The sequence below is a fragment of the Streptomyces sp. NBC_00647 genome (genome assembly GCF_045207245.1).
GTDB lineage: Bacteria > Actinomycetota > Actinomycetes > Streptomycetales > Streptomycetaceae > Streptomyces.
Genome location: NZ_CP109040.1, coordinates 1,699,720 through 1,714,745, shown reverse-complemented (window position 1 = coordinate 1,714,745; position 15,026 = coordinate 1,699,720). Strand labels below are relative to the sequence as shown.

The window sequence follows — 15,026 nt, the reverse complement described above, 5'->3', positions numbered from 1 at the left end:
CCTCGTGCACACCACCTCCTCGGCCGACACGCCCCGGAGACCGTCACCTCCGGTTCGCGGTCGACGCGAGCTGTTCGACGTGCCGGGCGGTCGCCGGTAGCAGGGGAGCGGGGAGCGGGGAGCGGGGAGCGGGGAACGGGGGATCGCCGGAACCCTGCTCACGGTGAAGCTCGGGGTGGGCTCCATGGACTCGTCGAGGGACGAGTGGATCCGTGTCATGGAAGGCCGCCGAACTCCGTGGGCCCATGCCAAAGGGCGGCGCCCCCTCGGTCCGAGGGGGCGCCGCCCTTTTCAAGTCCTTCGGTGTCAGTACCAGTTGTTCGCCTGCCAGAAGTTCCACGCGTTGCAGGGGGAGCCATAGCGGCCGTCGATGTAGCTCAGACCCCACTTGATCTGGGTGAGAGGGTTTTCCCTCCAGTCGTCACCGGCGACGTCCATCTTGGTCGCGGGGAGCGCCTGCGGGATGCCGTAGGCGCCGGAGGAGGAATTCGTCGCGTTCCAGCGCCAATTGCTCTCGTGGTCCCAGAGCGTCTCCAGGCAGGCCCACTGCGCGGAGGTGGCCCAGGAGGCGTCCTTGTTGTTCATCATCTGCCTGCCGGCGGCCTTGACCTCGGTGATGTCGTCCCGGTCGACCGTCTCCGTGGTGGTGGTGCAGGTGTACGTGACCGGCTGGGCGGACAGCAGTTTCTGCGTCCAGCCGCTGGTGTTGACCGGGTCGTCGAGGTGGTACGAGATGTCGGAGCCGGAACCGTCGGTCGGGTTGGCGTCCTTGTACCAGTACATGGCGCCGGTGGACAGGCGCCCGTAGTAGAGGCCGGCGCCGGGCGAGACGAGCTGGTTGAAGCCGGACCAGCCGGAGGACTTGAGGGCGTTGCTCTTCCAGGAGCCTGCGCCCGCTACGGAGTAGTCGAGCAGCCGTCCGTCCTCGGTGGTGGCGCTGAGCCGGTCGTCGCCGGTGGCGGTGAGGGTCTTCAGGACGAACCCGGAGTCGATCTCGGTGCGCACGCCGATGTGCTGGGAGCCGGCCGGCTTGTCCTCGGTCACGTTGTACCGCAGCAGCAGCCCGGCGGCGGTGGTGCCGTAGAGGTGGCCGTGGCCGTCGTAGGTGAGCTTGTCGTGGGTCCAGCCGCTGTCGGCGATCTTCACCGGTGCGTTCAGCAGGGCGAGGCTGGTGTTGTTGGTCCTGATGTCGACGCGGTAGAGGGCGCCGGAGGTCGACGTCACCAGGACCGTGTTGAAGTTGAGGGTCGCCATGGCCTTCGGCTCGAAGCCGAGGTCCGGCCCGACGAGCACCTTGGCGAGATCTCCGGTGGCCGGGTTGATCTGGCTGAACGTCAGCCTGCCGTCGTCGAGCACGCCGTAGATGTTGACCCCGCCCGAGCAGGTGGTGGCCGCTTCGGCGGTCGGGGCGGTCACGGTGAGGAGTGCGGTGCCGAGAGCACCGGCTGTCAGCAGACCCGCGATTCTCCGGCCGTTCTTGCGGATGTTCTTCACTTTTCGGTCCCCCGGGGGCGGTTGTGGTCGGTCGGGCAGGCGTCGGACGGTGGCCGAACGGCCGGTGCGCGGACGTCGGCCGCGGCGAGTGGCTGTTACGGGAGAGGGGCGTACGTGTGCGGAACAGGACGGCGCTGGGGGCGGCCTACTGCCAGCCGGCGTCCGTCGGGGCGACCTGCCAGCCGGCGTCGGCGACGACGACGGAGGCCGGGACCGTGGCCGCCGTGGACCGGAGCGTGATCACCGGGGCGGCGAGAGCCGCGGCGACGATGAGGGAGGAGACCGCGGCGACCTTGGCGATTCGGGTGCGAAGCATGGCTGTTTCCGTTCCTTCCAGGGATGAGTTGCGGTGTCCGGCCCGCTGTCGCGTCCCGCGGTGACGCTCGGCTCGGCCGGTGATCAATAGGTTCGCCGCAGCTCATGTCCGTGAAAAGAGTTCAGGGATGGACGGAAAGGGCCTTGGACTGATGCGTCCACGCGGGCCGCTTCAGTCCACCCTGTGCGGTGCGAAGGCCAGCGGCATCAGCGGCACCCCCGCGCCGGTCAGGCGCGCCGTGGCCAACTGTGGTACATCGCACAGCAGTCGATGGCAGACCCGTACCGCACGCTCCTCCGCCTCATCCAGTGACTCGGTCAACAGATAGAAGCCGAGCGTGAGGTGGGAGGGAGGGGTGGGGTGCACGGCAACGTGCTCGACGAGGTCTCGGGAGACGATGGCCGATCGCACCAACGCCCTGATGTTCTGCGGCAGTTCTTCGCCGGAGGGTAGTTCCAGATGCGTGTGGACCAGGTACATGCGCCCCAGAGTCTCAACCGAAGGTGTGAGCAAGTCACCTTGTGGAATGGACGGTTGAGGCCATGACCGGTTCCGTCCTGCCCCCGTGACGATCCCCGGCAGCTCTGCAAAGATCATCGACGAACAGGGGATGCTGTGTGCAGGAAACTGGGGGGAACCAGATGCTGACCGCTCTCGGGCTCGACTCCGTCGCGGAGACGGTGTACCGCGCCATGCTCAGACACCCGGCCGCCGGTGTCGCGGCCCTTGCCGAGGACGTGGGGCTGTCCGGAGAAGAGGTGCGCGACGCCCTCGACACGCTGAGCGAGCTGGCGCTGGTGCGCCCCGCGGCCGGGGACGCGGGCAGACTCAGGGCGGTGTCCCCGGACATCGGCATGGAGATCCTGATGGGCCGTCAACAGGCCCAGCTGGCGGCCCATCAGCAGCGGCTCGAAGCCTCGCGGGCGGCCGCGGCCCAGCTCATCTCCGAGTACGCCGAGCTCCGTCCCGCCACCAGTCATCCCGGGGTGGAGCAACTGGTCGGCCTCGACCAGATACGCGACCGGCTGGCCGTGCTCACCCGAGAGGTGCGCGAGGAGTTCCTGACCTTCGCCCCGGGCGGGCCGCAGACCGCGGAGAACATGGCCGCCTCCCGGCCGCTCAACCAGGATCTGCTCGGCCGCGGGGTGCGGATGCGCACGATCTACCTCGACAGCGTGCGCACCAACCGGCCCACCGTCGAACACGCCACGTGGCTGGCCGGACTGGGCGGCCGGATCCGGACGACTCCGTCCCTGCCGACCCGGATGATCCTCATGGACCGGGTGACCGCCATGATCTCGGTCAGCAGCGACGACACCGCCGCGGGCGCCGTCCTGCTGACCGGCCAGGGCACGCTCACCGCGCTGTGCGCGCTCTTCGAGACCACCTGGGAGGCCGCCCGGCCGCTCGGTGAGGCCGTCCCCACCGACCCGAACGGGCTCACCGGCCAGCAGGCGACCGCCCTCCGTCTCCTGGCAGAGGGGCACACCGACGAGGCGATCGCGAAACGGCTCGGGGTGTCGCACCGCACGGCCCGGCGGATCGCCTCCGAACTGATGGACCGCCTCGACGCGCGAAGCCGCTTCGAGGCCGGCGTACGCGCCGTCCAGCAGGGCTGGTTGCCGGTCCGCCCCTGAACCGCGGTCCAGGGGACGAGGCGGGACGACCGCTTCCGGGGCGGCTGAGGCGCTGGGTCCGCCGGCGCGGCTCGCGTGCGGGGATCGTTCTTCGGGTGGGGGTCGGAGTTCGGGCCTTCGTGGATGGAGCCGGTGCGGGCCGGCGGAGAGGCGAAGGGCTCCGCGGAGCCGCCGGGGCAGCGCTCGGGGCCCCGTGCCTCGGGGCCCCGAGCCTCCTCATCCCACCGCGGCCCGGCGCGTCGCGAATCCGATGAGGGCGGCCACGGCCGCCAGTGCCGCGACGCTCGTGAGCGCCGTCGGCAGGGAGTACCAGTCGGCCATGAACCCGATCGCGGGCGGCCCGAGCAGCATGCCCCCGTAACCGAGGGTGGAGGCGATGGCGACCCCGCCCGCTCCGGCGAGGGCTCCGGCTCGCTCGACCGCGACAGGGAAGATGTTGGCGAGGCCGAGCCCGGTGACGGCGAAGCCGAGCAGAGCGGCCCAGGTGGAGGGCGCGAGCGAGCCGAGCAGCATGCCGAGCGCGGCCGTCGTGCCGCCCGCCACCAGGGTGCGGGTCCGGCCGAGCCGTTCGAGCAGTGCCGTCCCGCTGAGGCGGCCGATCGTCATGGCCAGGGCGAAGCACGAGTAGCCGGCGGCGGCGATCCCCGGGTGTGCTTCCAGATCCTGCTCCAGGTGGAGCGCGCCCCAGTCCGCGAGAGCGCCTTCGCCGTACGCCGTGCACAGGGCGATCAGGCCGAAGACGACGACCAGACCACGGGTACGGCCGTCGAGACGCGCTCGCGCCGGGCTCCCGTCGCTCCGTGGGCGGTCCGGTGCCGCGGGGGCGTCCTGCCGCCGCAGCGCGCGTCCCGCGACGGCGGTCACGAGCAGGCCGAGGACGGCGATGCCGAACAGATGGCGCGTCGGTGACAGATGCGCGGCCACCAGCCCCCCGAGCCCCGCCCCGAGCATGCCGCCCAGGCTGTACGCCGCGTGGAAACTGGGCATCACCGGGCGCCGCAGCGCGGCCACGAGATCGACGGCCGCGCTGTTCGCGGCGACGTTCATACCGCCGTACGCGGCGCCGAAGAGCAGCAGGACGAGGCCCAGGGCCGGTACCGAGTGGGTGAGCGGGGGCAGGATGACGCTCAGGGACAGCAGCACGCCGCAGACCACGGTCACCGGGTGACTGCCGAACCGTCGGCAGAGCCGCCCCGTCAGCATCATGGTGATCACGGCACCGGCGGAGACGCCGAGGAGAGCGAGACCGAGAGCGCCGGCGGAGGCACCGGTCTGGTGCTTGATGGCGGGGATGCGGACGACCCAGCCGGCGAAGACGAATCCGTCGAGGGCGAAGAACGCGGTGAGGACGACGCGGAGTCGGGTGAGGGAGCGGTCCGGCACAACGCTGTGCGGGCTGGTTTTGTTTATTAGCGGCACAAACTCACGTTAGACGGGTGCCCGGCTCAGGGCAAGGGAAGCGTTGGACGGGTGCAGCGCTGCGGCGCGAAGGGCGTACGAGAGCGGTGGCGGGTCGGAGCGTGCCGGACGGGGCACCACGAAGGAACGGGGCGACCGGGACCCCGATCAGAGGGGATTCCCTGTCGCCCCGCGGCCCGGCGTTCGCCGTCCCACCGGCCCGGACGGCGAACCACGCGCTGCTTCCGGCTCAGACCGCCGGAGCCGGGTACGTCGGGTACTCCACGCCGGAGACGTGCTGGACGACCCGGATGACCTGGCAGGAGTAGCCGAACTCGTTGTCGTACCAGAGGTAGAGGATCGCGTTGTCGCCGTCGACCTTGGTGGCGCCGGCGTCGACGATCGAGGCGTGACGCGAGCCGATGAAGTCGCTCGAGACCGCGTCGGGGGCGCTGATGAAGTCGATCTGGCGCTTGAGCGGCGAGGTCAGCGAGACGTTGCGGAGGTAGTCGAGGACCTCCTCGCGGGTGGTCTCGCGGCCCAGACGCAGGCTGAGGATCGCGATCGAGACGTCCGGCACCGGGACGCGGATCGAGCTGCCCGTGATGGGCGCCTTCAGGTCGGGCAGCGCCTTGGCGACCGCGGAGGCGGCACCCGTCTCGGTGATGACCATGTTGAGCGGCGCGGAGCGGCCTCGGCGGTCGGAGCTGTGGTAGTTGTCCAGCAGGTTCTGGTCGTTGGTGAACGAGTGGACGGTCTCCACGTGGCCGCGCAGAACGCCGTACTCCTCCGCCATCGCCTTCAGCGGCGGCACGATCGCGTTGGTGGTGCAGGAGGCGCAGGACAGGATCTGCTCGTCCGGCTTGATCGTGTCGTGGTTGACGCCGTGCACGATGTTCGGGACGTCGCCCTTGCCCGGCGCGGTCAGGACGACCTTGTCGATGCCGGGGCGCAGGTGGTTCGAGAGGCCCTCGCGGTCACGCCACTTGCCCGTGTTGTCGACGAGGATGGCGTCCTTGATCCCGTACGTCGTGTAGTCGACCTCGGACGGGTCGTTGGCGTAGATGACCTTGATCTCGTTGCCGTTGGCGATGATCGTGCTGTTCGCCTCGTCGACGGTGATCGTGCCCTGGAACTGCCCGTGGATGGAGTCGCGGCGCAGCAGCGAGGCGCGCTTGACGATGTCCTGGTCCCCGCCCTGGCGTACGACGATGGCGCGCAGTCGCAGGCCGTTGCCGGAGCCGGTCTTCTCGATGAGCAGGCGGGCGATGAGGCGGCCGATGCGGCCGAAGCCGTAGAGGACGACGTCGCGTCCCTCGCGGCGCTCGATCTTGTTGTCTCCCATGGCGCCGGCGACGGCCAGGGCGGTGAACTCCTCGACCGACAGACCGCGGTCGTCGGCCCGGTACGTCGCGGCGAGCATGCCGAGATCGATCTGGGACGGGCCGAGGTCGAGCGTGGTGAGCGCCCGCAGGAACGGCAGGGTGTCGGTGACCGAGAGCTCCTCGCCGGCGATCTGACGGGCGAAGCGGTGGGTCTTGAGGATGCTCACCACCGACTTGTTCACCAGGGAGCGGCTGTGCAGGAGGATCGTGACGTCCTGCTCCCGGTGCAGCCTCCCGATGATCGGGATCATCGACTCCGCGATCTCTTCGCGGGTCTTCCAGTTGGTGAACGCGTCGTCGTTGACAGTCACAGAATCATCTTTCGAGCTAGGTGGCGCTCATATGCTAACCGGCCCTCGTTCCGATCGTTCACGTGGTGTCCACTCACACGGAACGCGGCGTCGGCGGGGGCCGTTCGCGGCCTCGGATTCCGCCCCTCCATGGGGGCTCGCCGTGGGCCTCACGATGTCGTCCACCAGTACGACAAAGCCCCTGTCTTCCGACCTGGGCTCATTCGTTGCGGTAGGCACCCTTGACAGCGTGCGTACTGTTTCGCGACGTTTGAGCCCCCGCCGATTGGCTCGGATCTCGGTGCTCGACCGGGAGACGAGTCCATGCGCGGTGCGGGACGGCGGAAATCAGAAGAGTGGCAGGACGCGGACAGCGCGTCATGGGGGGAGCTGTCGCCCATGCGATCCAGCAGCAAAGATCCACACGCCCTACTGGCCTGTGCTGTGACCGGTACGTTCCTCGCAGCGCCCACGGAAGGGTGGTTGATCTGAGGTGGAGATCACGATCCACAGACTCGACGGCTTGAGCGTCCAGCTGCGCGAGGCCTGGCACCGGGCGATGGACGAGTCGCCCGAGTACGCCAATCCGTTCCTGGCGCCGGAGTTCGCGACGGGGGTCGGCAGATACCGGAGCGGTGCGCAGGTCGCTGTCCTGCGCGAGGACGGGGAGCCCGTCGGATTCCTGCCGTACGAGCGCAACGTCTTCGGCGTCGGCAGAGCCATCGGCCTCGGACTCTCCGACTGCCAGGCCCTGGTGCACAGACCCGGGGTCACCTGGGACGCACCGGAGGTGCTGCGCGCCTGCGGGATGTCCATCTTCGAGTTCGACCATCTCGTCGAGGAGCAGAAGCCGTTCGGACGCTATGTGACGGGCACGTTCGCCTCCCCGGTCGTCGACCTGAAGCCGGGGGACAGCGGCTACCCGGAGTGGCTGCGCGGCGCCTACCCGGGGCAGGCCAAGACGACCCTGAAGAAGGAACGGCGGCTCGGGCGTGACGTGGGCGAGGTGCGGTTCGTCTTCGACGAGCGCGACCCGCGCATGCTGCGCACGCTCATGCGGTGGAAGTCCGCCCAGTACCGCAGGACGGGACGCATGGACCGCTTCGCGCGGCCCTGGATCGTCGATCTGGTGAACCACCTGTTCGATGTCCGCGAGGAGCACTTCACCGGCGTGCTGTCCGTGCTCTACGCGGGGGACCGGCCGGTCGCCGCCCACTTCGGACCCCGGTCGCGCACGGTGCTCGCGGCCTGGTTCACCGCGTACGACCCCGAGTTCCACCGGTACTCGCCCGGGCTGATGATGCACCTGCGGACCGCCGAGGCGGCCAGTCGGCACGGCGTGAGCCTGCTGGATCTGGGGCGCGGGGACAAGGAGTACAAGGACTGGCTCAAGACCCGCGAACTGCGCGTGGGGGAAGGGTTCGTGGCCCGCCCCCATCCGGTGGCGGCGGCCCACCGGATGTGGCGCAGGCCCGTGCGCGGTCTGCGGAACACGGTCCTCGCCCATCCGACGCTGCGTGACCCGGCGGACCGCCTCCTCAAGACCGTCGGCACGCTGCGCGCGTCGCACCGCGCTCAAGCCGGCGGAGCGGGACCCGGGGAACGCTGACCGGGCGGCGCGGCAACCCCAGGGAGTGGGATTTTCGAGGCCGTACGGCACGGCGAGCCGTACGGCGCAGCGAGGTGTCCCTCGGGCGCGCCTCGAGAGCGGCCGTGCCTGGAGGCGGCCGTGCCTGGAGGCGGCCGCCCGAGGAGCGGGCGCGGCTGTGCGGCGCGGTTCGGCGCCGCTTGCTGAGATCCGGCCCTCGGGTGTGGGGCCTTTTTCGGGTGGAGAGGGGCCCGCGGGCGTCCACACCGGCTCGCGGTCGCGCCTGGGTGTCAGGTCGGGCCCGGGGAACGGAGAGACGAGAGGCGGAACCACACGCCCATGACGGGCGCGGGCGATGGCCCCGGAGGCAAGCCATCGCTCCGAAGTCAGGCGATGGCCCCGAAGTCGGGCGATCGCTCCGAAGTCAGGCGATGACTCCGAAGGCAGGCCATGGCTCCGAAGGCAAACGATGGCCACGAAGTCAGGCGATGACCTCGAAGCCGGGCGACGGCCTCGAAGCCGGGCGACGGCCTCGGTGTCATACGGCGATGACCTCGATGCCCGCCTCCTCGAACCGCCCGATCGCCTCCGGCCCCGCCGCCACGTCAGTGACGAGCGTGCCCACCGACTCGGCCGCGCAGATACGGGCGAACGCGCGCTGTCCCAGCTTGCTGGAGTCGGCGGCGACGATCACGCGCTCGGCCCGCTCGCACAGGAGGCGGTTGATCGCGGCCTCCGCCTCGTCGTGGGCGGCCGCGCCGTGCGTGGCGTCGAACGCGACCACGCCGAGCACCGCGACATCCAGGGTGATCTGCCCGAGTACGCCGTCCGCGAGCGGCCCGATGAGCTCGTAGGACTGTGGGCGCGCGACCCCGCCGGTCACCACGATCTTGAACTGGGGACGCACGGCGAGTTCGTTCGCGATGTTCAGCGCGTTCGTGACGACGGTCAGCGCGGGGGAGCCCGAGGCCAGATCCGGGCGTACGGCCAGGGCGCGGGCCACCTCGGTCGTCGTGGTGCCGCCCGTCAGGCCCACCGCCTCGCCGGGGGCGATGAGGTCGGCCACCGCCTTCGCGATGCGCTGCTTCTCCGAGGCGTGGCGGGCGGTCTTGTAGCGCAGCGGCAGTTCGTAGGAGACGCCGTGCACGACCGCGCCGCCCCGGGTGCGCACGAGCATCTGCTGCTCGGCGAGCTGGTCGAAATCGCGCCTGATCGTCGCCGCCGAGACCTCCAGCTGCGTCGCCGCTTCCTCGACATCCAGGCGGCCCCGCTCCACGAGCAGTTCCAGCAGCGCCTTCCAACGGGCGTCGCGCGACATCCGCACCCTCCAGTCCTCGATCTTCCGCGACCCTAGCGCACCCCACCTCCGCTCGAATGCTTGATTGTGCTCGAAACTTCGCTATATCTTGCAAGAACGAGCATCCGTGGGAGGGGTAAGGCATGACCCATGTCGAGGACGAGCTGAGCAGCCAGCCCGAGTGCTGGATCCGCGCCGCGCGGGAGGCGGAGGTGCACAGGGCCGCGCTGCCCGCGGCGGGGGAGCGTGTCGCGATCGTGGGGTGCGGCACCTCGTTCTTCATGGCGCAGGCCGCGGCGGTACTACGCGAAGAGTCCGGGCAGGGCGAGACGGACGCCTTCGCCGCCTCGGAGTTCCCGGCCGGCCGCTCCTACGACCGCGTGGTCGCCCTCACGCGCTCCGGTACGACCACCGAGGTGCTCGAGCTCCTCGGGCGACTGCGCGGACACACCCGTACGACCGCCGTCACCGCCGATCCGCACACGCCCGTGATGGAGTCGGCCGACGACGTCGTCGTGCTCGACTTCGCCGACGAGCGGTCCGTCGTGCAGACCCGCTTCGCGACCACCGCGCTCACCCTGTTCCGGGCCCACCTCGGACTGCACAGCGACGCCGTCGTCGGCGACGCGCGCACCGCGCTGGACACCCCGCTGCCCGAAGAACTCGTGGGCTGCGCGCAGTTCACCTTCCTCGGCCGCGGCTGGACCGTCGGCCTCGCCAACGAGGCCGGGCTCAAGATGCGGGAGGCGTCCCTCGCCTGGACCGAGGCCTACCCGGCGATGGAGTACCGGCACGGCCCCATCAGCATCACCACTCACGGCACGGCCACCTGGATGCTCGGTGAGGCACCCGAGGGGCTGGCCGAACAGGTCCGGCGGACCGGTGGACTGTGGGTGGACGGCGGCCTCGACCCGCTTGCCGAACTCGTCCGCGCCCAGCGCCTCGCCGTCGCCGTCGCCGCGGCACGCGGCCTGGACCCCGATCAGCCGCGCCACCTCACCCGCTCCGTGATCCTCAGCGACTGAACCGGCCCGACCATCCACGGAGAAGGAGGAGTTGTGCCCCTCGCAGCAACCGGTGAGCTGGTCGCCCGGGCCGCCCTGGCGCGGACCGCCGTCGCCGCGTTCAACGTCATCACCCTGGAGCACGTCGAGGCCGTCATCGCGGGGGCGGAGTCCGTCGGCGCGCCGGTCGTGCTCCAGGTCAGCGAGAACGTGGTCAAGTTCCGGTACGGCCGGCTGCTCCCGCTGGCCCGTGCCGCGACCGCCGCCGCCGAACGGGCCTCGGTGCCCGTCGCGTTGCACCTCGACCACGTCCAGAGCGACGACCTGCTCCGGCAGGCGCCGGGTGCCGGGTTCAGCTCCGTCATGTACGACGCGTCGCGCCTGCCGTACGAGGAGAATCTCGCCTCGACCCGCGCCGCAGCCGACTGGTCTCATGCCCAAGGCCTCTGGATCGAGGCCGAGTTGGGCGAGGTCGGCGGAAAGGACGGTGAGCCGCCGCGGGACGCGCACGCGCCCGGCGCCCGCACCGACCCCGGTGAGGCCCGCGCCTTCGTGGCCGACTCCGGCGTGGACGCGCTGGCCGTCGCGATCGGCAGCTCGCACGCGATGACCACCCGGACCGCCGCCCTCGACCACGGCCTGCTCAAACGCCTGGCCGCGTCCCTCGGTGTCCCTCTCGTCCTGCACGGCTCCTCCGGGGTCCCGGACGACGAGCTCCGGGCGGCCGTCGAGGGCGGTATCGCCAAGGTCAACGTCGGCACCGCGCTGAACATCGCGATGACCGGCGCCATCCGGGAGTTCCTCGCCTCCCGCCCCGAAGCCGTGGATTCACGGAAATACCTCAGTGTGGGACGGGAGGCGATGGCGCGAACGGTGGCGGGACTCATCGGCGTGCTCCAGGGGTGAGTGTCGGCTCCGCCCAGGAGCCGCGGAGTCGACCTGGTCGCCCCCGGGCCGGCTCCCGCCCGGCGAACAGCCGGCCGGACCTCCGCCGCGGATGACGTCCGCTCCGGTCCGCGAACCCGCGAACCCGCGAACCCGCGAACCCGCGAACCCGCGAACCCGGCCCGTGAACCCGCGAACCCCCGCTTCGTCGCGGACCGTTCGACGGCGGTGGTCCTCCCGCCGCACCGATCCGCCCTTCGCATACCTGCCTCTACGGCCTGATATACGGGCCAAAGCGTCACCTTGCCGCTGGCGGCTCCGTCCGGGGCCGCTTCTGACGCATGTGCTTTTGCACCCACGGCAGTTCGAGTGGGTGACAAGGTGGCTAGGGTGAACAAGTATGAGAAGGCCGAAAGGGCACGGCAGGCTCGCGGGCGGGACATCGGCCCCAAGGCCACTCGGACAGGCGTCCGTATGCCCCTTTGAGGCGGGGAGCAGGGGTTGGCGGTGTTTTCGGGGCAGAGCCGGCGCTGGGCCGGGCGCGGAACGGAGGAGGCCTTGAGCGGTCAACTTCTGGCCGGAACCAGCACATCGGTGCGCGGCTCGAACATGTGCACCCTGGTGAACATCGCGCTGTCCGTGACCGGTCCGCGAACCGGCGCGCGTCGACACGTGCGCCGCCGATCGTCCCTGGGCCCGATGTGAACGGACTGATCTACTACCTGGCCGCGGCCATCCTCTGGATGGGACTCGCCGCCCAACTCCCCGACCTGCGTCGCCACTGGAGAGACCCGCTGAAGAGGTCCTTCTGCGCCGTCATCCTCCTGTCCGGTCTTTGCTTCGTGCTCGGCGCGCCGCCCACCGTCGCCCTGGTCAACAGCCTCACGGGCATACCGAATGTGGCAGCGCCCCTGACGTACGGCGCGGTGACCGCCTTCGGCGCGGCCTCCCTCATCCTCATCGTGCACTGGCGGGGCAGCGACCCCGTCCGGGTCCGACGCACCTCCCGGGCATGGCTGTTCAGCTACCTGGGAGTGATCGCCGCCGAGGGCGTCCTGTTCACGCTGGGCGACGCGCCCGTGGAGCGCCGGGCCGACTTCGACACCTACTACGCCTCGACTCCGTTCATCCGAGAGATGATCGTGCTGTACCTGGTGGCGCACATGGTGGCCGCGGTGACGACGACCCTGCTGTGCTGGCGCTGGACGCGGAAGGTCAAGCGCTGGACGCGTGGGTCGCTGGCCCTGCTCGTGGTGGGCTGGCTGTTCACCAGCGCCTACAGCGTCGTCAAGGCCGTCGCGCTGACCGCTCACTGGCTCGGGCACAGCTGGGACGGTCTGAGCACCAGCGTCGCACCGCTCGTGGCCGTCGGCTCCTGTCTCGCCTCGGCCGGCTACATCCTTCCCCTCATCGGTCCGCGCATCGATTCCGCCATCACGTTCGTACGCCTGCGTCCGCTGTTCTGCCTTCTGGCGGGGCCGAACAGCCGTCGGCGCTGCGTCACGGCGCTGTCGTGGCGGACGATCGGCGACGTCGAACTGCAGCTCACCACGCGGGAAACGGCCATACGGGACGGCCTCAAGCGACTGGCCGGTCAGCTCGACGACCAGGTGCGGCGCCGCGCCTACCGGGAGGCGCTCGCCGCCGGGTCCTGTGCGGCGGACGCCGAGGTGATCGGGCTGGCCGCGATGGTCGCCGTGGCCGCTCTCGCCGAGGCTCCGTCCCCCGCAGCGGAGACCGGCACCATCGGCATCTCGGTCGGGGACGTCGACGTGGTGGTCTCGGTCAGCGCGCGCGTGCGACGTCCCGCCGCCGGTTCGCGGTCGTTGGACACGCGTCAGCCGTCGTTGCTGAGTCTGTCCCGGGCGGTGCGGACCCCCATCGTGGATGCCGCGATCCAGTCGAGGAGAACCACGGTGCGCCAGCTCTCCTGACCCCGGTGCCGCGGTGACCTACGTATCCGCTGCCCGACCGCACTGTCGGACCCGCGACCGGAGCGAGGACCCTTGCCCCGCGCTCGCACCGCGGACGCCGTCACACGGGGCCGGGGCCCAAGGCGTCGACTGTCACACGGGGCCGGGGCCCGGGGCGTCGAACGTCATACGGGGCCGGGGCCCGGGGCGTCGAGCGTCACACGGGACCGGGGCCCGGGGCGTCGAGCGTCATACGGGGACGGGGCCCAGGGTGTCGAGGAAGCCGCTCTCCTCAGGGGTCAGCGGCGGCCCGGACAGGGGCTCCATGACGGGCCCTCTCAGAGTGGCGAGCAGCAGCTTGGGGTGCACGAGACGGCTCGCGTCGGCCTGGAGCGTGATGACCGAGCACATGGCCGCGGACACCGGGTAGGAGGTGGTCGCCACGCGTGCCATCCGGCCCATGTAGCGGCTGAGGAGCCGGTCGACGAGCGTCGGAGCCTTGCCGATGACCTCAGGGAACCACTGGTCCTGGGAGGTGCTCAGGGTGTACGCGGCCGAGACGGACTTGGCGGCCGCCCGCTGGACCTCGCGGGCGAAGCCCGGAGCGGTGACATCGGCCTGCTGCAGCCGCCGGCTCAGAGCCAGGGCACCCAGGGCCGCGACGGACATGCCCTGCCCGTAGACGGGGTTGTAGGTGGCGACGGCGTCACCCAGCACCACCAGGCCCTCGGGCATGGCCGCCTTGTCGAAGTCGCGGCGCCTGTTGCGGGTGCTGCGGCTGAGGGACACCTCGTCGAGCGGCTCGGCACCGGAGATGAGCTGCCCGATGAGAGGGTGGCGCAGGCCGAGCGCGAAGCGGGTGAACTCCTCGGGATCGGCGGTGGGTTCACCGCCGCGGGTACCCGCCAGGCTGACCAGCCAGCGGCCGCCCTCGATCGGTACCAGATTTCCGGAACGCCCCGGCCGGGAGTGGTCGGGCTCCGCCTCGACCTGGGTCAGCGGGAAGTTCTCCGCGCCCGGCGGAACGCGGAAGACGCGGCTGGCGTAGACGAGTCCCGAGTCCACCTCGTCGGTGGGTATGTCCGTCACGCCGAGCGACTCGAGCCAGTGTTCGACGCGTGATCCCCGTCCGCTCGCGTCGACGACGAGATCGGCCGGCAGATCCTCCTCGGTGCCGTCGGCGAGGACGCCTATGCCGGTGACGTGCCCGGCCGTTCCCCGGAGGGACACCACCTCGCCCCGGCGGACCGTGACCGAGGTGCTGCCGAGGACGGCTTCACGGACGGTCCATTCGAGCAGGTCCCGGCTGCACAGGGTGAGAAGCAACTCGTCGACGACGGGCGGCCAGCGCCGGAACCAGCCCTGCGGGCCGAAGCCCAGGATGTCGGTGAGGGACTGTTCGTGAGCTCCCGACGCGAGCAGGCGCTCGCGGACGTCGACTCCGGGAAGCAGCTCCTGGACGGCGTCGCGTCCGCTGGGCAGGAGGACGTGAGCGTGCCGAGCCTGCGGAATCCGCCTGCGCGGATGCGGCCCGTCGCGGAGCTCGTCGCGTTCCAGGACGGTCACCTCGTCCACGGACCGGGAAAGTGCCGCGGCGGCGAGCAGGCCGGCCACGCTCCCACCGATGACGACAGCACGGCGCGACATGGTTCCCCCAGTTGTCATGGACGAGCGCCCACACTCTACGTTCGTACACGTGGGCGCATACGGGAGATCAGAAAGTGTGCCGATTCTGTCTCCCGGCGACGATCAGGGGTGTCCACGAGCCGCCGGACCTCCCCGTGAGCCGGTCCGGCGAGCAGGTGGTGAAGGGGGCTTG

Annotated in this window: 12 protein-coding genes; 5 read left to right on the top strand and 7 right to left on the bottom strand. The window is 70.7% G+C overall.

Annotated elements, in window-relative coordinates:
- Window positions 1-306: 306 nt before the first annotated feature.
- From OG788_RS07550 to OG788_RS07540, 3 genes are all read right to left on the bottom strand, one after another.
- Window positions 307-1,494, bottom strand: coding sequence for a tachylectin-related carbohydrate-binding protein (locus OG788_RS07550; RefSeq protein ID WP_406369653.1), 1,188 nt, complete (start codon window positions 1,492-1,494; stop codon window positions 307-309).
- Window positions 1,495-1,639: 145 nt separating this feature from the next.
- Window positions 1,640-1,810: a hypothetical protein gene (locus tag OG788_RS07545; RefSeq protein ID WP_406369652.1), complete on the bottom strand. Its 171-nt coding sequence runs from the start codon at window positions 1,808-1,810 to the stop codon at window positions 1,640-1,642.
- A 171-nt stretch (window positions 1,811-1,981) separates the two neighbouring features.
- Window positions 1,982-2,290: a hypothetical protein gene (locus tag OG788_RS07540; protein ID WP_351542234.1), complete on the bottom strand. Its 309-nt coding sequence runs from the start codon at window positions 2,288-2,290 to the stop codon at window positions 1,982-1,984.
- Window positions 2,291-2,451: 161 nt separating this feature from the next.
- Here OG788_RS07540 and OG788_RS07535 point away from each other — a divergent pair, with 161 nt between their 5' ends.
- Complete coding sequence (locus OG788_RS07535; RefSeq protein WP_406369651.1) at window positions 2,452-3,447, top strand: helix-turn-helix domain-containing protein; 996 nt, start codon at window positions 2,452-2,454, stop codon at window positions 3,445-3,447.
- A gap of 216 nt (window positions 3,448-3,663) precedes the next feature.
- Here OG788_RS07535 and OG788_RS07530 read toward each other — a convergent pair whose 3' ends face one another.
- Both OG788_RS07530 and OG788_RS07525 read right to left on the bottom strand, forming a co-directional pair.
- Window positions 3,664-4,866, bottom strand: coding sequence for an MFS transporter (locus tag OG788_RS07530; RefSeq protein WP_406369650.1), 1,203 nt, complete (start codon window positions 4,864-4,866; stop codon window positions 3,664-3,666).
- A 229-nt stretch (window positions 4,867-5,095) separates the two neighbouring features.
- Entirely contained in the window at window positions 5,096-6,541 is a 1,446-nt protein-coding gene (locus tag OG788_RS07525; RefSeq protein ID WP_406369649.1) for a glyceraldehyde-3-phosphate dehydrogenase, read from the bottom strand.
- A gap of 472 nt (window positions 6,542-7,013) precedes the next feature.
- Between OG788_RS07525 and OG788_RS07520 the strand changes: the two genes are divergently transcribed.
- Entirely contained in the window at window positions 7,014-8,129 is a 1,116-nt protein-coding gene (locus tag OG788_RS07520; RefSeq protein ID WP_406369648.1) for a GNAT family N-acetyltransferase, read from the top strand.
- 517 nt (window positions 8,130-8,646) lie between these two features.
- Here OG788_RS07520 and OG788_RS07515 read toward each other — a convergent pair.
- Window positions 8,647-9,426, bottom strand: coding sequence for a DeoR/GlpR family DNA-binding transcription regulator (locus OG788_RS07515; RefSeq protein ID WP_406369647.1), 780 nt, complete (start codon window positions 9,424-9,426; stop codon window positions 8,647-8,649).
- A gap of 122 nt (window positions 9,427-9,548) precedes the next feature.
- Between OG788_RS07515 and OG788_RS07510 the strand changes: the two genes are divergently transcribed.
- The 3 genes from OG788_RS07510 to OG788_RS07500 all read left to right on the top strand — a co-directional run bounded on the left by OG788_RS07510 (window position 9,549) and on the right by OG788_RS07500 (window position 13,228).
- Window positions 9,549-10,430, top strand: a complete 882-nt coding sequence (locus OG788_RS07510) for an SIS domain-containing protein (RefSeq protein ID WP_406369646.1) — start codon at window positions 9,549-9,551, stop codon at window positions 10,428-10,430.
- A gap of 33 nt (window positions 10,431-10,463) precedes the next feature.
- A complete protein-coding gene (locus OG788_RS07505) occupies window positions 10,464-11,315 on the top strand; it encodes a ketose-bisphosphate aldolase (protein ID WP_406369645.1) in 852 nt (283 codons plus the stop codon).
- A gap of 680 nt (window positions 11,316-11,995) precedes the next feature.
- Window positions 11,996-13,228, top strand: a complete 1,233-nt coding sequence (locus OG788_RS07500) for an MAB_1171c family putative transporter (protein ID WP_406369644.1) — start codon at window positions 11,996-11,998, stop codon at window positions 13,226-13,228.
- Between the two features lie 228 nt (window positions 13,229-13,456).
- Here OG788_RS07500 and OG788_RS07495 read toward each other — a convergent pair whose 3' ends face one another.
- Complete coding sequence (locus tag OG788_RS07495; protein WP_406369643.1) at window positions 13,457-14,854, bottom strand: FAD-dependent oxidoreductase; 1,398 nt, start codon at window positions 14,852-14,854, stop codon at window positions 13,457-13,459.
- Window positions 14,855-15,026: the final 172 nt, after the last annotated feature.